The organism is Amycolatopsis sp. NBC_01286 (assembly GCF_035982555.1).
Taxonomy (GTDB): Bacteria; Actinomycetota; Actinomycetes; order Mycobacteriales; family Pseudonocardiaceae; genus Amycolatopsis.
In genome coordinates this window covers 6521446-6540094 of sequence record NZ_CP108428.1, presented here as the reverse complement: position 1 = coordinate 6540094, position 18649 = coordinate 6521446, and the positions used below count along the sequence as shown (strand labels likewise).

23 protein-coding genes are annotated in these 18649 nt (G+C 72.8%); 12 read left to right on the top strand and 11 right to left on the bottom strand.

Annotation, left to right across the window (positions count from 1 at the left end; translation table 11 throughout):
* Nucleotides 1-2: 2 nt before the first annotated feature.
* Nucleotides 3-788 carry a helix-turn-helix transcriptional regulator gene (locus OG570_RS30930; RefSeq protein WP_326950472.1) on the bottom strand — a complete coding sequence of 262 codons (786 nt, stop codon included), beginning with the start codon at nucleotides 786-788 and terminating at the stop codon, nucleotides 3-5.
* 48 nt (nucleotides 789-836) lie between these two features.
* Between OG570_RS30930 and OG570_RS30925 the strand changes: the two genes are divergently transcribed.
* On the top strand, nucleotides 837-1610 hold the full coding sequence (locus tag OG570_RS30925; protein ID WP_326952625.1) for an ESX secretion-associated protein EspG: 774 nt from the start codon (nucleotides 837-839) through the stop codon (nucleotides 1608-1610).
* Between the two features lie 64 nt (nucleotides 1611-1674).
* Here the strand turns inward: OG570_RS30925 and OG570_RS30920 are convergent, their stop codons facing one another.
* The 4 genes from OG570_RS30920 to OG570_RS30905 are packed head-to-tail and all read right to left on the bottom strand — an operon-like array spanning nucleotide 1675 to nucleotide 4100.
* On the bottom strand, nucleotides 1675-2061 hold the full coding sequence (locus tag OG570_RS30920; protein WP_326952624.1) for a hypothetical protein: 387 nt from the start codon (nucleotides 2059-2061) through the stop codon (nucleotides 1675-1677).
* A complete protein-coding gene (locus tag OG570_RS30915) occupies nucleotides 2058-2327 on the bottom strand; it encodes a YbaB/EbfC family DNA-binding protein (protein WP_326952623.1) in 270 nt (89 codons plus the stop codon). The genes OG570_RS30920 and OG570_RS30915 overlap by 4 nt, the downstream gene beginning before the upstream one ends.
* Complete coding sequence (locus tag OG570_RS30910; RefSeq protein WP_326950476.1) at nucleotides 2324-3364, bottom strand: CHAP domain-containing protein; 1041 nt, start codon at nucleotides 3362-3364, stop codon at nucleotides 2324-2326. Before OG570_RS30910 ends, OG570_RS30915 begins: the two co-directional genes overlap by 4 nt.
* Before the next feature lies 1 nt (nucleotide 3365).
* Nucleotides 3366-4100, bottom strand: coding sequence for a transglycosylase SLT domain-containing protein (locus tag OG570_RS30905; RefSeq protein WP_326950477.1), 735 nt, complete (start codon nucleotides 4098-4100; stop codon nucleotides 3366-3368).
* A 137-nt stretch (nucleotides 4101-4237) separates the two neighbouring features.
* Between OG570_RS30905 and OG570_RS30900 the strand changes: the two genes are divergently transcribed.
* From OG570_RS30900 to OG570_RS30865, 8 genes are all read left to right on the top strand, one after another.
* Nucleotides 4238-4750 carry a L,D-transpeptidase gene (locus tag OG570_RS30900; RefSeq protein ID WP_326952622.1) on the top strand — a complete coding sequence of 171 codons (513 nt, stop codon included), beginning with the start codon at nucleotides 4238-4240 and terminating at the stop codon, nucleotides 4748-4750.
* 19 nt (nucleotides 4751-4769) lie between these two features.
* The gene (locus tag OG570_RS30895; protein ID WP_326952621.1) at nucleotides 4770-5552 is read left to right on the top strand and encodes a putative protein N(5)-glutamine methyltransferase; all 783 of its coding nucleotides are present in this window, start codon (nucleotides 4770-4772) and stop codon (nucleotides 5550-5552) included.
* Between the two features lie 101 nt (nucleotides 5553-5653).
* The gene (locus OG570_RS30890) at nucleotides 5654-6910 is read left to right on the top strand and encodes a transporter (protein WP_326952620.1); all 1257 of its coding nucleotides are present in this window, start codon (nucleotides 5654-5656) and stop codon (nucleotides 6908-6910) included.
* A 45-nt stretch (nucleotides 6911-6955) separates the two neighbouring features.
* Nucleotides 6956-7438 carry an RNA polymerase sigma factor gene (locus OG570_RS30885; protein WP_326952619.1) on the top strand — a complete coding sequence of 161 codons (483 nt, stop codon included), beginning with the start codon at nucleotides 6956-6958 and terminating at the stop codon, nucleotides 7436-7438.
* Complete coding sequence (locus OG570_RS30880) at nucleotides 7435-8034, top strand: methylated-DNA--[protein]-cysteine S-methyltransferase (protein WP_326950482.1); 600 nt, start codon at nucleotides 7435-7437, stop codon at nucleotides 8032-8034. Before OG570_RS30885 ends, OG570_RS30880 begins: the two co-directional genes overlap by 4 nt.
* A gap of 49 nt (nucleotides 8035-8083) precedes the next feature.
* Entirely contained in the window at nucleotides 8084-8797 is a 714-nt protein-coding gene (locus OG570_RS30875) for a 2OG-Fe(II) oxygenase (protein ID WP_326952618.1), read from the top strand.
* Nucleotides 8794-9174, top strand: coding sequence for a hypothetical protein (locus OG570_RS30870; protein ID WP_326952617.1), 381 nt, complete (start codon nucleotides 8794-8796; stop codon nucleotides 9172-9174). Before OG570_RS30875 ends, OG570_RS30870 begins: the two co-directional genes overlap by 4 nt.
* Before the next feature lie 11 nt (nucleotides 9175-9185).
* Nucleotides 9186-9665, top strand: a complete 480-nt coding sequence (locus tag OG570_RS30865; protein WP_442788337.1) for a methylated-DNA--[protein]-cysteine S-methyltransferase — start codon at nucleotides 9186-9188, stop codon at nucleotides 9663-9665.
* A 14-nt stretch (nucleotides 9666-9679) separates the two neighbouring features.
* Here the strand turns inward: OG570_RS30865 and OG570_RS30860 are convergent, their stop codons facing one another.
* Nucleotides 9680-10282: a LysE/ArgO family amino acid transporter gene (locus tag OG570_RS30860; protein WP_326952615.1), complete on the bottom strand. Its 603-nt coding sequence runs from the start codon at nucleotides 10280-10282 to the stop codon at nucleotides 9680-9682.
* Nucleotides 10283-10351: 69 nt separating this feature from the next.
* Here OG570_RS30860 and OG570_RS30855 point away from each other — a divergent pair, with 69 nt between their 5' ends.
* Entirely contained in the window at nucleotides 10352-11236 is an 885-nt protein-coding gene (locus OG570_RS30855; protein ID WP_442788336.1) for a LysR family transcriptional regulator ArgP, read from the top strand.
* A gap of 631 nt (nucleotides 11237-11867) precedes the next feature.
* Here OG570_RS30855 and OG570_RS30850 read toward each other — a convergent pair.
* Nucleotides 11868-12491: a TetR/AcrR family transcriptional regulator gene (locus OG570_RS30850; RefSeq protein WP_326950488.1), complete on the bottom strand. Its 624-nt coding sequence runs from the start codon at nucleotides 12489-12491 to the stop codon at nucleotides 11868-11870.
* Between the two features lie 65 nt (nucleotides 12492-12556).
* Between OG570_RS30850 and OG570_RS30845 the strand changes: the two genes are divergently transcribed.
* Together OG570_RS30845 and pip are read left to right on the top strand one after the other, a co-directional pair.
* Nucleotides 12557-14065 carry an FAD-dependent oxidoreductase gene (locus OG570_RS30845; protein WP_326952613.1) on the top strand — a complete coding sequence of 503 codons (1509 nt, stop codon included), beginning with the start codon at nucleotides 12557-12559 and terminating at the stop codon, nucleotides 14063-14065.
* 254 nt (nucleotides 14066-14319) lie between these two features.
* Nucleotides 14320-15276: a prolyl aminopeptidase gene (gene pip, locus OG570_RS30840; protein ID WP_326952612.1), complete on the top strand. Its 957-nt coding sequence runs from the start codon at nucleotides 14320-14322 to the stop codon at nucleotides 15274-15276.
* Here the strand turns inward: pip and OG570_RS30835 are convergent.
* From OG570_RS30835 to OG570_RS30820, 4 genes are all read right to left on the bottom strand, one after another.
* Nucleotides 15245-15646 (bottom strand): hypothetical protein, encoded by a 402-nt coding sequence (locus OG570_RS30835; RefSeq protein WP_326952611.1) that lies wholly within the window; start codon nucleotides 15644-15646, stop codon nucleotides 15245-15247. The genes pip and OG570_RS30835 overlap by 32 nt on opposite strands.
* 34 nt (nucleotides 15647-15680) lie before the next feature.
* Nucleotides 15681-16706 carry a 4-hydroxy-2-oxovalerate aldolase gene (dmpG, locus tag OG570_RS30830; RefSeq protein WP_326952610.1) on the bottom strand — a complete coding sequence of 342 codons (1026 nt, stop codon included), beginning with the start codon at nucleotides 16704-16706 and terminating at the stop codon, nucleotides 15681-15683.
* Nucleotides 16703-17602 carry an acetaldehyde dehydrogenase (acetylating) gene (locus OG570_RS30825; RefSeq protein ID WP_326952609.1) on the bottom strand — a complete coding sequence of 300 codons (900 nt, stop codon included), beginning with the start codon at nucleotides 17600-17602 and terminating at the stop codon, nucleotides 16703-16705. The genes dmpG and OG570_RS30825 overlap by 4 nt, the downstream gene beginning before the upstream one ends.
* Before the next feature lie 64 nt (nucleotides 17603-17666).
* Nucleotides 17667-18614: a LysR family transcriptional regulator gene (locus OG570_RS30820; RefSeq protein WP_326952608.1), complete on the bottom strand. Its 948-nt coding sequence runs from the start codon at nucleotides 18612-18614 to the stop codon at nucleotides 17667-17669.
* Nucleotides 18615-18649 lie beyond the last annotated feature (35 nt).

Here is an 18649-nt window from a genome sequence, read left to right as displayed (position 1 = left end):
CGTCAGCCCCGCAGCGCCTGCTCCCGGAACTCGCGCGGCGTCCGCCCGGTGGCGCGGCGGAACGTCCGCGAGAAGTGCGGGGCGCTGATGAATCCGCAGTCCCGCGCGATCTCCGCGATTCCGCGGCCCGCCTTCGCCGGGTCGGCCAGCAGCACCTTGGCCCGCTCGATCCGCAGCCCCTTCAACCGTTCCGAGACGCCTTGGCCGTCGTCGAACAGCTGGTACAGCCGCCGTCGCGAGATGTACAGCGCTTCGGCGATCCGGTCCGCGCTCAGCGACTGTTCGCCCAGGTGGGCGCGCATGTACTCCACCGCTTCGCGCCTTCGCGCGGCGAGCGCGTCGACGCGGTCCAGCTCGACGCGAAGCGCGCTTCGCAGCACCAGCTCGGCGAGGCCGAGCAGGTGGTGGGCCAGGCCGTGCGGGTCCAGCCGCGGGCCCGCCGCCAGGACGTGCGCGACCGCGCCGGCGAACAGCGACCGCAGCGGCGCGGCCACCTCGACGGGCCGGAACATCAGCGGCCGCAGCTCGGCGAACGAGATGGACAGCTTCGCCGCCGCGACCGTCAGCATCACGACGCCGGACGGCTGCAGGTGCAGCGTCGCGTCGGCGAACGTCAGCTTCGCGCCGGACTCGGCGACGGCGCGCGGGACCGGGCAGCGCAGCAGCAGCTGGACGCTCTCGGGCGCGGCCGGGCCGCCGAGGATGGCCGCGCGGGCGGCCGCGGCGCCCGAAGCGCGGACGACGAGGTACCCGGTCGCGGGTACGTCGACTGAGTGCGGCTCGGCCATCGGCACCATCGTGCCCGACGGCGGCCGCATCCCACGGGAAGGGGGACCATGGCGCGGCGCACCGCGACGGCGGCGGGAGTGATCCTGTCGCATCTGGAGTTCGATCTCCTCTGGGAGGACCTGGGGCCGGGCGGGCCGCCGCCGTACCCGTTCGACGTGCCGGCGCACGGCGCCACCCACGCCGAGCGCGACGACCTGGGTGTGCGTGTCTTCGCCGGGCTCACCGAGGCCGGTCTCACCGACGGTGACGCCGTCGACCCGGGGCTGGCGGACCTGTTCGTGCTGCTCGGGGCGCCCGCGCTGAGCGTGGACGCGCTGGTGCTCGGTGAGGCGCCGTGGCGGCTGCTGGCCGCCGTCCGGGGCCCGGCCGGGGTGCTGGCCGTGCTGGACGAGCGGGACCTGGTGCTGGAGCCGATGCGCGCCGCCGACCTGGTGCCGGCGGTGACGCGCATGCTCGGTGCGCTGCCCCCGGGCCCCGGCGAGCAGCTCCGGTTGCCGCGCGCGGCGTACGCGGCGGCGATGGACGCGTACGCGCAGGCCGGGTACGACGCGTTCGAGCGGGCCTTGGGCGCGGCCGGGATCACCGGCCGGGCGATCCGTCCACTCGCGACACTCGTGACGGCGGAGCGCTACGCCGCGGGCCAGCTCGCCGCGACCGGCCCGGCCGGCCGCACCCCGGTGCTGGCCTGGTTCGACACGGCGGCGGGCCGCTACGCCGTGACGCCGGAGAGCGTCGGCGGCGAGCCGTGGGTGATGGTGACCCCCGCGGACGACGCCTGGTTCGCCGACCGCGTCACCCGCCTGACCGACGACGCCCGCTAGCGTCCTGCCGCGGCTCGTCGTGAGTGGTAATGAGGGTTCTAACCCGAATTACCACTCACGACCGTCAGGTGGCCCAGGTCGCCGGGGCGAACGCGTCGTCCTCCCGGTCCAGCCGCGCCAGCCGGACGGGATGCGTTTCCGGCCCCCACACGCGCTCGGCAGGCGAGGACTCCGGCAGCAGCTCGCCCAGCACCTCGCGCCCCTGCCGCAGCGCGTCGGCGGCGGCCTCGGCCGCCAGGCGCTTCACCACGGCCGCCAGCTCCCCCGGCGAGCGGTTCAGCGCCCACCGGTCGAACCGCAGGTCCACCAGGGATCCGTGCAGGTCCACCGCCAGCGAGACGCCGTCGGCGGCCGCGGCGGCGCGGATCAGGGCCAGCCGGGCGCCGTAGCCCGGGTCGGGCGTCGCGAAGGCGTCGTCGGCCAGTTCCACGGCCGTGCGCTCGGCGCTCACTGGGCTCGCCAGCTCTCGGGCGTCGTCTCTTCCGCCTGCTCCCCGGGAACGCTCAGGCCGAGCGCGTCCAGGTCGCCTTCCGGCAGGGTGTGCCACAGCGACGCCGTCGCGCGGGCCGACGCCGCCGCGGTGAGCAGCAGGATGCGGCGGGCCAGTTCGTCCGGCTCGAGGCGGAGCGCCGACGCCTCCAGCGTCAGCTCCTGCAGCGCGCCGCCGGGCGCGACCTCGACGGCGACCGTCCGATCGGCGGCTTTTCCGGTGATCACGGGTGGACCCCTCCGTAGAACGTCGACGACGAGAGCGTGTGCGTGTTGCGGCGGACCGCGTCCCCGGAGTTGCCCTCGATCATCGTGACCTTGTCGCCCTCGACCTTCTCGACGATGCCGATGTGCGTGCTCGTCGACGTGTTCTGCGGGCCGGTGCCGAAGATCAGCACGTCACCCGGGCGCGCGTCGTGCAGCGAGTTCTTGCCGTACGCGTGCCCGTTCTCCTGGCCCCAGTGGTAGACGTCGCCGCTGAACGGCAGGATCGGGATCTTCACCCCGGCCTTGCGCCACATCGCCGTCGCGAACGACGAGCACCACGCGGCGGTCGGCCCGTACGGGTTCTTGTTGCTGCCCGGCGGGTTCTCGCGGACACCCATCTGCATCCGCGCCGCGTGGACGACGTCCTTGCCCTTGGCGGACGCCTTGCTCGTGCCGCCACCGTGGGGCTTCTTGGCGTGCGTGGCCTCGGTTTTCGCCACGGCCTTGTCCATGACGCCGTCGTGCGTCAGGTCCTTCTGCAACGCGCGCAGCTTCTTCGCCGCCGCCTTGAGTTCGGCGTCGACGTGCCGCAGGGTCGACGCCGACTGCCGCGTGTAGTGCGGCGCGAGGTCGGCGGCGTGCCCGACGGCCCGCATCAGCGCGGCCTGCGTCCCGGCGGTGGTGCCGGCGTCGAGGACCTGTTTCGCCTTGGTGGTGTACTCGTCGACGAGCCGCTGCACGGCCGTGTGCCCGCTGTCCACTGTGGACGCGATGTGCGCGACGATCTTCTCGGCCGCCGCCCCCGCGGTGCCGGTCACCTTCAGCTCCTTCGTCAGCTTCGCGCTGTTGTGCTTGAAGCCGTCGGAGCCGTGGCCGTCCCAGTGGCCCAGGACGGTGGTGCTTTCCTTGTGGTAGGCGGCGTGCTGGTCGTCCAGCGACGACGCCACCCGGTTGAGCGCGTACTCGGCGCGGACGGCGTCCTCCGCCTTCCCGGCGAGCTTGTTGCGGTGCGCGATGAGGTCCTTCGCGAACGAGTGCGCGAGCGCGGTCGTGTCCATGTCAGCTCCGTCGGGCGTGTTCGTCGAGGGCGGCGGCGGTGGCCGTCTCGTGGTCGCGGTAGGACTTGGCGGCCTTCTGCGCGGCGGTGGCCAGCCCGGTGGCGTGCGTGCCGACGCCCTTGACCTGCTTCTGCAGCGCCAGCCCGAAGCCGGCGAGCGCGTCGGCGAACCCGGACTCCTTGCCGATCTTGCCGAAGCTGTCCCCGGCGATGTCCCGGACGTCGCCCAGGTGCCCGGCCGCGCCGCCGAGGGCGTCGGAGACGCCGTGGGTGCGCTTGACGTAGGCGTGCAGCACGGTGTCGTCGACCCGGAGCGCACCACTCTGCGTGCTCCCGGACTGCGCGTGAGACGGCTTGCCGTGGTGCTTCGTGACGTCCTGGGCGGCCTTGCGCGCCGCGGTCAGGTGGTCTTTGTAGGCGCCGTTCGTGTACGTCGACCAGGGCGTGAAGTCCTTGCCGTCGCTGGAGATGTCCTTCGCGACCCGCGCGTTGGTGTCCGGGTCGAACAGCGCGTCGTTCGACTTCAGGTGGTACTGGTGGCGCCGGTCCGGGCCGAGCGCGCCCAGCATGTTGATCTGCCAGAGGCCGTAGGAGTTGTCCGGCGGGGTGCCGTTGTGCGCGGTCGTGCGGCCGCCGGACTCGGCCAGCGCGACGGCGACCGCGGTGGTCAGGCCCTGGCCGCGGAACCCGGCGTCGTAGGCGTGCCGGGCGATCTGCTCGGCGCTCAGCTTCGTCATGGTTCGACCTTGACCGTCCGGGTACCCGCCGCGGTAGCCGCGCTGCACGCAGGGACACGCCCGTTGCACGCCCGGCTCAACCTTTCGGCCCGCTCGGACGTACTGAACTGCGGACGCACGACACGAGGAGACGACGGATGCGCAGCACGCGGGCGGTGGCCCTCTTGGGGTTCCTGCTGGTCACGGCGGCTTGTGCCGCGCCGCGGGAGACGACGCCCAGCCTGATCGCGGAGCCGTCGACGCTCCCGCCGACCACCTCGGCGACCCCGACCCCCACACCCACCCCGGCACCGCCGCCCGCGCCGCCCTGCGACGTCAAGACCGGCGCGTGCGTGAGCCTGTCGCAGCACCTGGCGTGGCTGCTGCACGACGGTCAGGTGGTGCGCGGCCCGGTCCCGGCCGGGTTCGGGCCACCGGACCAGGCGACGCCGGCCGGGTCGTTCCACGTCGTCTGGAAGGACCGGGACCACCACAGCAGCATCTACGGGACGAACATGCCCAACTCGGTGTTCTTCGCCGCCGGCGGCATCGCGTTCCACGCCGGGCCGCTGGACGCGCCGTCGCACGGCTGCGTGCACCTGTCCGACGCCGACTCGGCGGCGTTCTTCGACGGCCTCGGCGTCGGCGACGCGGTGCAGGTCCGGGCCTGATCCCCGGGTACGGTGATCCGTGCCCGACACCTCCCACGCCTCCCACGCCGACGTCGTCTCGAAGCTGCGCGCCGCCGGGTGCGTGTTCGCCGAGGACGAAGCGGACCTGCTCCTCGCCGCCGCGACGACGTCTGCCGAGCTCGAGTCGCTGGTCGAACGCCGGGTCGCCGGCCTCCCGCTGGAACACCTGCTCGGCTGGGCGGAGTTCCACGGCCTGCGGATCACGGTGGCGCCCGGGGTGTTCGTGCCGCGGCACCGCACGGAGTTCCTGGTCGACGTCGCCGTCTCGCTGGCCCCGCCGGACCCGGTCGTGCTCGACCTGTGCTGCGGGTCCGGCGCGCTCGGGACCGCGTTCGCCTCGCTGGTCACCCCCGGTGAGCTGCACGCGGCCGACGTCGAACCGGCGGCCGTCGAATGCGCCCGCGTCAACGTGCCCGGCGCGGTGTACCTGGGCGACCTCTACGACGCCCTGCCGGATTCCCTGCGCGGCCGCGTCGACGTGCTCCTGGCGAACGTGCCGTACGTGCCGTCGGACGCCGTCGCGACCATGCCGCCGGAGGCACGGCTGCACGAACCGCTCACCGCGCTCGACGGCGGCGCGGACGGGCTCGACCTCGCCCGCCGGGTCGCCGCGGGCGCTCCGGGCTGGCTCGCTCCGGGCGGCGTGCTGCTGATCGAATCGAGCGAGCGGCAGGCTCCGGTCGCCGGGGAAATCTTCGCCGCGGCCGGGCTGTCACCGCGGGTGCACAATTCCGCGGAACTCGGTGCCACCGTCGTGAGCGGAACCGCCTCGATCGTGTGACTGGTTGATGAGGCAACACTTTCCGTTCACTCCTTCGTCGGAGTGACCCCACTGATCGGGCCGCGCTAGCGTGACAGCCCGGATCCGCGGAATGGGGAGTAATGCCTTTCAGAACACGGCTCTTCGGTTCATTGGGAATTGCCACCATCCTTTTCTCGAGCATTTCGGCGACCGCCTCCGCGGCACCGGATCGGGCGGTCGGCGTCTTCCGCGCGATCCCGGTGGCCGCCGCGGAAGCACCCCGGCAGCTGTCCGGCCTCGACCAGAACACCCCGGCGCCCGTGACGTTCGACGAATGCCGCAAGGACGTCAAGAACGGCTACTGGACGAAGAACCGCTTCGCCAGCTGCACCATCACGGACATGGCCTACCAGCGTTACGCCTGCCCGGAAGCGGGCTGCGCCGTCATCGGCGAGGCGTGGGCCCGGGTCATCTCGACCAGCAACCTGCTGCCCGCGCAACGGCGTCTCGAAGTCGCGACGCGGATGGTCGGCTGGTCGCTGTCCGGCGTGGTCACCGACGCGATGAAGTTCGGCGTCTCGATGAGCTGCGGCCCGCGCTACACCACCGGCACCGCGCACTGCGACACCGCGAGCGCGCAGGTCCTCAAGAGCGTCGCCGACTGGCGCGCGCAGTCCGACGAAACGCGCGTGTTCACCATGGAGGGCACCGATCCCGCGTCCCCCGCCGACTCGCCGCCGGTGCGGGCGGAGCAGCGCACCTGGTACGTCGGCGAGCGGCACCTGGTCGCCGAGGACACCGGCGGCCGCACCACACTGGTGACCGGCGCGCACAGCGCGTACCTGCGCTGCGACGTCGCCCGTCTGCTGGACCCGGCGTACGCGGCCGGCAGCGACTGCGCGTTCGGCTTCCAGCCGCTCTACGTCCTGGACAACGCGGCGACGTCCGGCTTCCCGGCGTCGGCCGCGCTGGTCCGGACCGCGATGACCGGCTTCCCGACCACCTACCCCGGCCTCCGGCAGGGCCACTTCGTCCCGGGCAACCCCGGCTACCAGGGCACCGGCGCGAGCCGGACGTACCCGATCACGCGGCTGCACCACGACACCGCGGCGCAGGCCGCCCACCGCGCGACCGCCGAGCAGGCCTGCGCCCAGCGCTGGGGCCCGGGTTACGCGAACCGGCCGGACGGGCTGGTCAACACGTGTGCCGTCTACCCGTTCGACACCACCTACGACGGCGCGACGCTGCCGGCGCCGGGCGTCGAGCGGGGCCCGTCCTACGCGGTCCAGCCGGTGCCGGACACGGACTACCAGGCGCTGCTGGCGAGTGTCCGGCAGTTCGTCGTCGCGAACCACCTCCTCGACGGGGACGGGTACTGGGTGTACCCGTACGCGTGACAAGATCGGGTCTCACGTTTCCCGCGTCCGGCGCGTCTACTAGGTGTGATCGTGAAACCGTTCGAGCAAGTCGTGGCCGAGCACGGGCCGATGGTCCTCCGGGTCTGCCGGGCCGTGCTCGGGCCGGCGGACGCCGAAGACGCCTGGTCGGAAACCTTCCTCTCGGCGCTCAAGGCGTACCCGGACCTGCCGCCTGACGCCAACGTCCAGGCGTGGCTCGTCACGATCGCGCACCGCAAGGCCGTCGACGTCACCCGCGCCCAGGCCCGCAGCCCGGTCCCGGTCGGCGACGTCCCGGATCGGCCCGGCCGGGCCGCGGAGTGGGACGGCGACCTGTGGAACGCGCTGGCGAAGCTGCCGGACAAGCAGCGTGCCGCCGTCGCCTACCACTACCTGGCCGGGCTGCCCTACCGCGACATCGCGGAGATCATCGGGGGCAGCACGGACGCCGCCCGGCGGGCGGCCGCCGACGGCGTCAAAGCCCTGCGGGTCACCTATCCGGTGAGCTTGGAAGGAGCGCACTCATGAGTGACATCTTCATGACGTACCCCGGGACGGGCTACGAAGTCGTGCCACACCACATGCACGAGCGGCTGTCCGCCGCCGCCGAGCGCGAGGGCCTGCTGGACCTCGCCTACCGCACCCTCGACTCCCCGGTCGGCCCGCTGCTGCTGGCCGCGACCGAGCGGGGCCTGGTCAAGGTGGCCTTCGACCGCCAAGACCACGACGCCGTGCTGGCCGAGCTGGCCGACATCATCAGCCCCCGGATCCTGCGCGCCCCCGCCCGCCTCGACGCCGTCACCCGCCAGCTCGACGAGTACTTCACCGGTGGCCGGCAAACCTTCGACGTGGCCCTGGACTTCCGGCTGGCCCACGGGTTCCGGCTCTCGGTCCTGGAGCACCTGCCCGAGATCGGCTACGGCCACACCGAGAGCTACGCCCAGGTCGCCACGGCCGCGGGCAGCCCGAAGGCGGTCCGCGCGGTGGGCACGGCGTGCGCCCGCAACCCGCTGCCGGTGGTGGTCCCCTGCCACCGCGTCGTCCGCTCCGACGGCTCGTACGGCCAGTACGCCGGCGGCGAAGAGGCCAAGCGGGTCCTGCTCGACCTGGAAGCCGCGGCCTGAGCTGCCGGTTCCGATCTCACGTTTCACCCGGCCCGCGCGTCTACAAGGTATGAGCACTTTCGAGAAGCGCGTCGCCTCGGCCGACTGGGCCTCGGTGGCCACCGAGGTCGACGACTACGGCTGTGCGTTGTTGCCGCAGCTGCTCACGCCCGCGGAATGCGCGAAGCTCGTCGCGCTCTGGGGCGAGCCGGAGCACTTCCGGGCGACGGTGAACCTGCGGCGGTACCGATTCGGGGACCACGGCGACTACCACTACTTCGCCGAGCCGTTCCCGGAACCGATCCGGGCGCTGCGTCAGGCGTTGTACCTGCGGCTGCTGCCGATCGCGCGTGACTGGGCCGCCCGGCTCGGCCGGGAAGCCGAGTGGCCGGACACCCTCGAGGAGTGGCTGGCGATCTGCCACGACGCGGGCCAGGCCCGGCCGACGCCGATCCTGTTGCGTTACCAGGAGGGCGGCTGGAACGCGTTGCACCGGGACCTCTACGGGGACAAGGTGTTCCCGCTGCAGGTCGTGATCAACCTGAACGATCCGGGCATCGACCACACCGGCGGCGAGTTCCTGCTGGTCGAGCAACGTCCGCGGGCGCAGTCCCGCGGCACGGCGACGCTCATCCCGCAGGGCCACGGCCTGGTGTTCACCACGCGCGACCGGCCGGTCCGCTCGGCCCGCGGCTGGTCGGCGGCACCGGTGCGGCACGGCGTGTCAGCGGTCGGTTCGGGGCAGCGGCACACGCTCGGTCTCGTGTTCCACGACGCGACATGACCGACGCGGAACTCGACGCCGTGCTGCGTCTCGTGGGGCGGGCGCGACACATCGTGCTCGGCACGGCGGCCGACGCGGGGTCGCGGGCCGACGGCGCGCGAATCGCCGCGGCGTGGGGCGGCCTGGTCCTGGCGACGGTGACGTGGCCGGAAACAGCGGCGTCGTGGCTGCGGCAAGCCCGGCGGTTCGCGGCCCCCGAACCGGACGTCTGGGTCGTCAGCGCGACGCCGGCCGGCTGGGCCGGGATGGCCCGGCGGCTCACGACGTCGACGTCGTGGAGTCCACATCGGACGGTGGTCACGGCCGCCGTCGGAGCGAGTCCGCTGCCCGGCCTGCGTGGCGCGCGGGCGGACGGCAGCAGTTGGGAGAACTGGTGAAACACGCGATCATCGACTCGCCGATCGGCGAGCTGACCCTGGTCGGCGACGACGACGGCACCGTCGTCACCGGCCTGTACTTCCCGCACCACTGGACGCGCCCGGACCGCACGGCGTTCGGCGAACGTGACGACACGGCGTTCCCGGAGGCCGCCCGGCAGCTGAAGGAGTACTTCGCCGGGCAGCGCACGGAGTTCGACGTGCCGACGCGCGCCGAGGGCGACCAGTTCCAGCGGGACGTCTGGGCCGCGATCGACCAGATCCCGTACGGCGGGACAGCCACCTACGGCGACCTCGCGAAGGCCGTCGGCGGGCTGCCGCACGAGGTCGGCGCGGCGGTCGGGCGCAACCCGCTGAGCATCCTGGTGGCGTGCCACCGCGTCGTCGGCAAGAACGGCAAGCTCACCGGGTACGCGGGCGGTCTGAAGCGCAAGGCGTTCCTGCTGGAACTGGAACGTCCACCGGCCGAAGACCGCGGCCAGCTGTGGTGACCGGACGCGGGTGATCAGACGCGGCTCAGCACCATCGACACACCGAGGCCGGCCATCGTCACCGCGATGAGCACGTCCAGCACCCGCCACGCCGCCGGCCGGGCGAACACCCCGGCCAAGCGGCGGGCGCCGAACCCCAGGGCGCTGAACCAGACGGCGCTCGCGACGCAGGCCCCGAGGCCGAACAGCCAGCGGCCGTCGCCGTGGGCGACGGCGACCGAGCCGAGCAGCAGCACGGTGTCGAGGTACACGTGCGGGTTGAGCCAGGTGAAGCCGAGGCACGCGAGGACAGCCTTGCGCAGCGGCGTGCGCTCGTCGCCGACACTGAGTACCGACGGCCGGAACGCCCGCCGCGCGGCGAGAGCACCGTACCCGAGCAGGAACAAGCCGCCGCCGACGGCGATCACGCCGATCGCCGTCGGCCACCGGCCGAGGACGACGCCGATCCCGCTGACACCGAAGGCGATCAGGACCAGGTCGGACACCGCGCAGATGGCGACCAGCGGCGCGACGGTGCCGCCGCGCAGCCCTTGCTGCAGCAGGAAGGCGTTCTGGGAGCCGATGGCGACGATGAGGGACAGGCCGGTGCCGAACCCGGCCAGGAGGAGAGCGAGCACGTCACCGACGTTAAGGTCGAGGGCCGCATTACTCCAGCTAAAGATTCTTACGTAACATTAGCGCTCGTGATGTCGGATCTGCCGCTCGACCAGGTCAGGACACTGCTCGCCGTCGTCGACGAGCAGAGTTTCGACGCCGCCGCGGCGGTGCTGCACGTGACGCCGTCCGCGGTGAGCCAGCGGGTGAAGGCCCTGGAGCAGCGCACCGGCCGCGTCCTGCTGCTGCGGACGAAACCGGTGCGGCTCACCGAGTCGGGCCAGGTGGTGGTCCGGTTCGCGCGGTCGCTGGCCCAGCTGGAGCAGGACGCGCTCGGCGAGCTGGGATTCGGCGAGGAGGGCACGCGGACGCTGACGATCGCGGTGAACGCCGACTCCCTGGCCACGTGGTTCCTGCCCGCGCTCGCCGCCGTGCCCGAGGACCTCGGGATCTGCTTCGACCTCCAGCGCGAGGACCAGGACCACACGGCGGCGCTGCTGCGCGAGGGCTTGGTGATGGCCGCGGTCACGGCGGCGCCACAGCCGGTGCAGGGTTGCACATCCCGCCGGCTGGGCCGGATGCGCTACCGCGCGATGGCGTCCCCGGAGTTCATCGAGCGCCGCCTGACCGGCGGCCCGCTCCCGCAGCTGCTCCCGACGGCCCCGGTGATCGTGTTCGACCGCAAGGACGACCTGCAGGACCGCTTCCTCCGCGGGCTGACCCGCCGCCGCAACTTCACGCTGGTACGCCACCACATCCCGGCATCGGAGTCCTTTGTGGACGCGGTAGCGGCGGGCCTGGGCTGGGGCATGGTGCCGGAGATCCAGGCGGCCCCACGCGGCGAGGCCCTGGTGGACCTGGCACCGGACCGTCCACTCGACGTCCCGCTGCACTGGCAGCAGTGGAAGCTCGACTCACCCGGCCTGGCCACGGTGGCAGACGCGGTCGCGAAAGGCGCGAAGGCCGCATTGCGCTGAATTCCGGTTGCCACGTTGGCCCTTCCGGTCGCCGTGTCGGCAACTCCCGTCGCCGTGTTGGCCCTTCCGGTCGCCATGGTGGCCACTCCCGGCGCCGTGTCGGCCACCCCGCTCACCTCACCGTGCCCGCCCTTCCGGTCGCCATGTCGCCCACTCCCGTCGCCACGTTGGCCACTCCCGTCGCCATGGTGGCCACTCCCGGCGCCGTGTCGGCCGCCCCGGCACCTCACCGCGCCCGCCCTTCCGGTCGCTGTGTCGACCACTCCCGGCGCCACGTTGACACTCCCGTCGCCGTGTTGGCTGGTCGCGAATGGCCGAGTTGCCCGCCGACGGCCCCCACCCCGACCGCAACTGCCACCATGCTGACCGGAGTAGTCGACACGATTGCCGGGAGAGCCGCTACAGCAACCGGAGGGCGGCAACCGGGGGTCAGGGCCCGGTCGGCCGCCGATCGCACCCACCGCCATCGAACCCGCGGCTCGATCGCTTGGTCCGGGCAGCCGGGTGAACCGCGCCGCCGCAGCTTGACCGCGCAACCCCCGTGTGCTCGCCAACCGCCGCCGAGTCGATGGCGGCGGCGCAGGTCGCGGGCCGGGTGGAAGGCAAAGGCTCCAGCATGGCGGCAGCGAACTCAGCCCGGGTAGTCGCCCACTCCGTGTTCCACCAGGTCGAAGGCCTGGTCGATCACCGTCACCTGGTCGCGGCGGACCTCGGCTTCCTTGTCGCCCGCTACCAGGCGGCTTACCGCGTTGGCGAAGATCGTGCTGATCGCCGTTGTCAGCAGCGCTGCCACCGTGCGGGCTCGCAGGGGCTCGCCCGTCTCCTCCGACAGCACCTCCGCCAGCGCTTCCGCGATCTCGCGCTCCTGCTCGTGGAACCTCGTCATCAGCGCCGGGCTCGAGCGCAGGACCCACCAGAAGCCCGACGCGCCCTGGATCGCGCCCGACAGGGGGTGGCCGGCGGCCAGCAGTTCGTGCTGGTGATGTCTCAAAGCGGCAGCCGCCGATGTGCCCGACGGCCGGGCGCGCACCGCTGCGACCAGGTCGGCCATGCGGTCGGCGTGGCGGTCCAGGAACAGGTCCTCCTTGCGCGGGAAGTAGTTGAAGACCGTCATCTTCGAGACGCCGGCCGCCTCGGCGATCTCGGCGACCGTCACCTCTTCGAAGCCGCGCTGGATGAACAGGCCGCTCGCGATGTCCGCGATGAGCTGCCGGGTCGCCCGCTTCTTGCGCTCGCGCAGTCCGTGATCCGCCATGGACCGAGAGTATAGACCGAGCACAAAGTTTGACTCGGTATAAGTTTGTCGGCATCATCAAAAGCATGAACAGGGATGTGGTGATCTCCGGGGGCGGACCGGTGGGCTTGATGCTCGCCTGCGAACTGCGGTTGGCTGGCGTCGACGTGCTCGTCGCCGAACGGCTGCCCGAACCGGACCAGACGATCAAGGCGGGGTCGATCAACCTGCCGACGGCCGAGGCGTTCTACCGCCGCGGCATGCTGCCCGCGCTCCAGGCGCTGGTGCAGGAGGACATCGCGCGGATGCAGGAGTTCCTGAAGAGCCGCGGCGCCGGCGGCGCGAGGCCGGTGCCGCCCGTGGGGCACTTCGCCGGGGTCATGGTGAGCTCGGCGGGCGTCCACTTCGACGATCCGGCGTTCCGCGACGTCGGCCCGGCGGCCGGGGTGGTCGTGGTGCGGCAGCAGGCGGTCGAGGCGCTGCTCGCCGAGCGCGCCGCCGGCCTGGGCGTCGAGGTGCGCCGCGGGGTCGCGGTGACCGGGTTCGAGGCGGACGACGACGGCGTGACCGTCCACCTCGGCGACGACGAGATCCGCGCGGGCTGGCTCGTCGGCTGCGACGGCGGCCGCAGCCTGGTGCGCAAGGGGGCCGGGTTCGACTTCCCCGGCACCGACCCCGCCGTCACCGGGCGGCAGGCGCTGGTCGAGCTGACCGGCGCCGACGCGCTCCGCACCGGCTGGAACCACACCGACCACGGCGTCTACGTCCACGGGCCGGTGCCGGGCCGGATCCTGACCGTCGAGTTCGACGGGCCGCCCGAGGACCGCGACGCGCCGATCACCGCGCAGGAGCTGGAAGACAGCCTGCGGCGGGTGTCCGGTGTCGACGTTCGTGTCACGAAGGTGCACACGGCGACGCGCTTCACCGACAACGCGCGCCAGGCGAGCACCTACCGCCGCGGCCGGGTCCTGCTGGCCGGCGACGCGGCCCACGTGCACTCGCCGTTCGGCGGGCAGGGGCTCAACCTCGGCGTCGGCGACGCGGTCAACCTCGGCTGGAAGCTGGCCGCGACGATCCGCGGGTCGGCACCCGACGGGCTGCTCGACAGCTACACCACCGAGCGACACCCGATCGGTGAGTGGGTGCTCGAGTGGACGCGGGCGCAGATCGCGCTGATGCGCACCGACCCGCGGGCGCAGGCGCTGCGCCACGTCGTCACCGACCTGCTGAACACCGGCGACGGCGCGACCTACCTGGCCAAGAAGCTCTCCGGCGTGCTGCACCGCTACCCGATCGAGGGCGAGCACGACCTCACCGGGCGCGCCGCCCCCGACTTCGCGTTCGCCGACGGCACCCGCCTCGGCGAGCACCTCCAGGACGGCCGGGGGCTGCTGCTGGACCTCGCCGAGTCCGCCGAACTGCGCGCGACGGCGAGCGGCTGGGCCGATCGGGTCGGGGTGCTCACCGCGAAGACCGAACCCGCCCTGACCGGCGTCCTGATCCGGCCGGACGGGCACATCGCCTGGGCCCGGGAAGACGGCGGCACCGCGGGACTGGACGCCGCGCTGCGCCGGTGGTTCGGCGAACCCGCCTGACCTCGCAGGGGGCGCGCCGGGGAGCCGGCGCGCCCCGCCGCATCGGTAAGCGAAGCGTGGCTCATCGCGGCGAGGTGCTCGACCGGAGAGGTGCAGCAGGCCAGACGGCAGCTGCACCTCTCCGGTCGAGCCGGACTGAGCAACGCGCCGGACGAGCCGCCGGCCGAGAAATCCCCTCGTGTGGACGGCGACGATCCGGAATGATCACGGGTCGGATCCGGACGGTGACCGCACGAGGACACGGGGGCGCGTTCATGACCGAGCTTTACCCGCCGATCGAGCCGTACGACCACGGGCTGCTCGACGTCGGCGACGGGCACCAGGTGTACTGGGAGACCTGCGGCAACCCCGACGGCAAACCGGCGGTCATGCTGCACGGCGGACCCGGCCAGGGGTGCGCGCCGGGGATGCGGCGGGTGTTCGACCCGGCCCGCTACCGCGCGGTGCTGGTCGACCAGCGCGGCTGCGGCCGCAGCCTGCCCCACGCCGCCGACCCGGCGACGTCGCTGGCGCACAACACGACCGAGCACCTGGTCGCCGACCTGGAACGGCTGCGCGAGCACCTCGGCATCGACCGCTGGTTGCTGACGGGCGGGTCGTGGGGCACGACGCTCGCGCTGGTGTACGCGCAGCGGTACCCGCACCGGGTGTCGGAGATCGTGCTCAGCGCGATCAGCACGACGCGGCGCTCGGAGATCGACTGGCTCTACCGCGGGGTCGGCCGGTTCTTCCCGGAGGCGTGGCAGCGGTTCAGCGGCGGATCCCCTGACGTCGTCGCCGACTACGTCAGGCTGCTGGACGACCCGGCGAAGCGGGTTCGCGCGGCTCTCACCTGGCGGGAGTGGGAGGACACGGTGCTGTCGCTGGAGCCGGGCGCGACGCCGCGTGTCCACAGTGGACCGCCGGACGCCGCGATGATGGCGTTCGTCCGGCTGACGGCCCACTACTACGCGAACGCGGGCTGGCTCGAGGAAGGCGCGGTGATCCGCGACGCCGGGCTGCTGGCGGACATCCCGGGCGTACTGGTCCACGGCCGCCTCGACCTGAGCTGCCCGGTGACGACGGCGTGGGAGCTGGCGCGGGCGTGGCCGGGCGCGGAACTGCTGATCGACGACCACTCCGGGCACCGCGGCAGCCCGGCGAAACGCGCCTGGACGCTGGCCGCGCTGGACCGGTTCGCTAGCCGCCGAGAAGGACGGTCAGCACCGTGAGCAGCACTCCGCCGAACCACACCGAAATGAGCCGGCCCAAGGGCGGCTTCCGGCGTGTCCCGGCTACGACCCAGCGGAGCCCGAAGATCGCCCCGCCGGTGGTGGCGCCCCACCACCGCCGCAGCGGGACCCGGTGCACGAACGACACCACGATGTACCCCAGCACCAGACCGGGGAAGAAGCCCAGCGAGCCCGCTGCCGCGGTCCCGGCGATGCACCCGGCGAGCAGGTGCAGCAGTATGTCGAAGACGACTGCGGGACTTTGCCGCAGCGTCGACGCCTCTTGGTACGGCGGGCCCGTGCGCAGGGCGCGGCGGCAGACGACCTCCAGCGAGATGACCGCCGGGTCCTGAGTCGCGGTTGATGTCATGCCTCCACCACGCGCGAACCCCGGATCCGGTTGCCTACCCCTCCGCGGCCAATTGCACCGCGACGTCGATGATCATGTCCTCCTGGCCGCCCACGAGCGCGAGTTCCCCGCACCGCCGCAGGATCGCCTGCGCGGGCACCCCGTACCGCTCCGCCGCGCGCTCGGCGTGCAGCAGGAAGCTCGAGTACACCCCGGCCCAGCCCTGGACGATCGCGTTGCGGTCCATCTTCGGCCAGCGCTGCAGGTACGGGCGGACGATCTCCTCGGCCGCGTCCAGCAGGCCGCCGACGTCCAGGCCCGTGTCGACCTCCAGGCGGTCGAACACCGCCGCGAGGACCTCCGTCGGCGAGTTGCCCGCCCCGGCGCCGAGGGCGCAGAGCGACCCGTCGATGTAGCGGACCCCGGCTTCGTAGGCCAGCACGGAGTTCGCGACGCCGAGCGAGATGTTCTGGTGGCCGTGGTAGCCGACCCAGGCCTCGTCGCCGACCTCGGCGACCAGGGCCTCGAACCGGGCGCGGGCTTCGTGCATCAGCAGCGCGCCGGCCGAGTCGGTGACGTAGGCCGCCTGGCAGCCCGCGTCCACCATGATCCGGGCCTGCTTCGCCAGGTCCTCGGGCGGCGTGCGGTGCGCCATCATCAGGAACCCGGCCGTCTCCATGCCCAGCTCGCGCGCCAGGCCGAAGTGCTGCGGCGAGACGTCCGCCTCGGTGCAGTGCGTCGCGACGCGGACCATCTCCGCGCCCGCGTCGAACGCCTGCTGCAGGTCTTCGGCCGTGCCGATGCCGGGCACCAGCAGCACCGCGATCTTCGCCTGCTTCGCCTCTTCACGCGCCGCGGCGATCAGCTTGAGCTCGTCGACGGCGGAGAACCCGTACGTGAACGACGATCCGCCGAGGCCGTCGCCGTGGGTCACCTCGATCACCTCGACGCCGGCGCGGTCCAGCGCGCGCACCGTGTCGCGCACCTGCTGCTCGGTGAAGCGGTGCGCCATGGCGTGACTGCCGTCGCGCAGCGTGGTGTCGACGATCCGGACGTCGTGCTTCAACTGGGGCCTGCTCACGCCGGCACCTCCTGCTTCGCGCGGGCCATCAGCTCGCCCACCCGGGCGGCCGCGGCGGTCATGATGTCGAGGTTGCCGGCGTACTCCGGCAGGTAGTCGCCGTTGCCGCGGACCTCCAGGAAGATCCCGACGCGCGCGTTGCCGTCCCACTCCTCACGCGCGTCGTCGAACTGCGGATCCGCCCGCAGCGCATAGCCGGGGACGTACTTGCGGACCTCGTCGGCCATCTCGTGGATCGACGCGGTGATCGCGTCGCGGTCGGCGTCGATCCCGATCGCGCAGAACACCGTGTCCCGCATGATCATCGGCGGCTCGACCGGGTTGAGGATGATGATGGCCTTGCCGCGCCCAGCGCCGCCGATCTCGGCCACCGCGCCGGACGTCGTGCGGGTGAATTCGTCGATGTTCGCCCGTGTCCCTGGCCCCGCGCCGCGCGAGGCGACCGACGCGACGATCTCCGCGTACGGCACCGGCGTCACCCGGGAAACCGCGTGCACCATCGGGATCGTGGCCTGACCGCCGCAGGTGATCATCGAGACGTTCGGGGCGTCGAGGTGCGCGCCGAGGTTCACCGGCGGGCACACCATCGGGCCGAGGTGCGCCGGGGTCAGGTCGATCGCCTGGATGCCGGCGGCCTCGTAGCGCGGCGCGTTGGCGGCGTGCGCCTTCGCCGACGTCGCCTCGAACACCAGCTGCGGCAACGGGTCCTGGCGCAACAGCCAGTCGACGCCCTCGGCGGACGCCGCGATCCCTTGCGCGCGAGCGCGTTCGAGCCCGTCGGACTCGACCACGCCGACGACGTAACCGACTTCGATCACTTCACTGCGTCGCAGCTTCGCCAGCAAATCGGTGCCGATGTTGCCGGGGCCGACGATCGCCGCCATCACGGGAGCCATGCCCCGACCGTCGCACCGGGCCCGGCCCGCGCGACAGCCCGGTGTTCCGACCAGTGGAACGCCGTCAGCTCCAGATCGTCACGTAGACCGGCGGCCGGAAGCGGGACGGCGGCACCCCGCTGCCCGGCGCCCGCATCACGTGCATCGCGCCCGGCGTGCCCAGGAAGTGCCGCAGCGAGTTGGCCGCACCCGTGCGGCGGTCCGTCGGCAACGTCGTCACGAACCAGCAGGCCGGCACCGGAGTCGCGCGGGTCGGGACCACCGTCAGCTCCTTGCGCCGCAGCTGCGGCGCGACCAGGTGTTCCAGCGCCACCGACACGCCCCCGCCGCTCGCCGCGGCCGACCAGGCCGCCGTCTGGTTGGGGAACACCTGGATCGCGTCGTCCGCGACACCGAGCGCGCGCAGCAGGCGGCCGGTGTCGCTGCCCGGGTCGGCGCCCGCCGGGTCGAGCAGCCAGCGCCAGTGCGCCGGGCCGCCCTGGTGCCGCCCGTGCGGCGACCCCACCACCACCAGCGAGCCGCGGAAGATCGGCACGCTGTCGAGGCCCTGCCCGCCTTCGGCGCCCGGCTGCGGGCCGAGCGCGACGTCGGCGAGCCGGTTGGCGACCAGGACCGGCAGCTCGGCCGTGCGCGCCACGCCGGCGTTCGCGTCGATCGTGTTGCCCGCCCGTCTGCGGAACGCCTCCAGCAGCGGGTTCGCGACGAACTCGGCGATCTCGCTGGTCACCGCGAGCCGCAGCCGCGCGGCGACACCGTTGGCCTGCCGGACGGCGGCGTCGGCCTCCGCGCCGAGCGCGACCATCTGCGACGCGATCGGCAGCAGCCTGCTGCCGCCCGCGGTCAGCGTCATCCCGCCGGAGCGCTTGATCAGCAACTTGTCGCCGTGGTGCTGGCGCAGCGCGGCCAGCGCCTGGGACACCGCGGGCTCGCTCACCCCGAGCGCCTTCGCCGCGTCGGTGACCGACCCCAGCCTGGCCACCAGCACGAACGCGTTCAGCTGGCCCAACGTCATGCGCAGATGCTCTCCGTGACCCCGGTTCCGCCACA

Coding starts and splice junctions, on each gene's coding strand:
- OG570_RS30930 (WP_326950472.1), bottom strand. CDS start 788: ATGGCCGAGCCGCACTCAGTCGACGTACCCGCGACCGGGTACCTCGTC.
- OG570_RS30925 (WP_326952625.1), top strand. CDS start 837: ATGGCGCGGCGCACCGCGACGGCGGCGGGAGTGATCCTGTCGCATCTG.
- OG570_RS30910 (WP_326950476.1), bottom strand. CDS start 3,364: ATGGACACGACCGCGCTCGCGCACTCGTTCGCGAAGGACCTCATCGCG.
- OG570_RS30905 (WP_326950477.1), bottom strand. CDS start 4,100: ATGACGAAGCTGAGCGCCGAGCAGATCGCCCGGCACGCCTACGACGCC.
- OG570_RS30900 (WP_326952622.1), top strand. CDS start 4,238: ATGCGCAGCACGCGGGCGGTGGCCCTCTTGGGGTTCCTGCTGGTCACG.
- OG570_RS30890 (WP_326952620.1), top strand. CDS start 5,654: ATGCCTTTCAGAACACGGCTCTTCGGTTCATTGGGAATTGCCACCATC.
- OG570_RS30880 (WP_326950482.1), top strand. CDS start 7,435: ATGAGTGACATCTTCATGACGTACCCCGGGACGGGCTACGAAGTCGTG.
- OG570_RS30875 (WP_326952618.1), top strand. CDS start 8,084: ATGAGCACTTTCGAGAAGCGCGTCGCCTCGGCCGACTGGGCCTCGGTG.
- OG570_RS30870 (WP_326952617.1), top strand. CDS start 8,794: ATGACCGACGCGGAACTCGACGCCGTGCTGCGTCTCGTGGGGCGGGCG.
- OG570_RS30855 (WP_442788336.1), top strand. CDS start 10,352: ATGTCGGATCTGCCGCTCGACCAGGTCAGGACACTGCTCGCCGTCGTC.
- OG570_RS30850 (WP_326950488.1), bottom strand. CDS start 12,491: ATGGCGGATCACGGACTGCGCGAGCGCAAGAAGCGGGCGACCCGGCAG.
- OG570_RS30845 (WP_326952613.1), top strand. CDS start 12,557: ATGAACAGGGATGTGGTGATCTCCGGGGGCGGACCGGTGGGCTTGATG.
- pip (WP_326952612.1), top strand. CDS start 14,320: ATGACCGAGCTTTACCCGCCGATCGAGCCGTACGACCACGGGCTGCTC.
- OG570_RS30835 (WP_326952611.1), bottom strand. CDS start 15,646: ATGACATCAACCGCGACTCAGGACCCGGCGGTCATCTCGCTGGAGGTC.
- OG570_RS30825 (WP_326952609.1), bottom strand. CDS start 17,602: ATGGCTCCCGTGATGGCGGCGATCGTCGGCCCCGGCAACATCGGCACC.
- OG570_RS30820 (WP_326952608.1), bottom strand. CDS start 18,614: ATGACGTTGGGCCAGCTGAACGCGTTCGTGCTGGTGGCCAGGCTGGGG.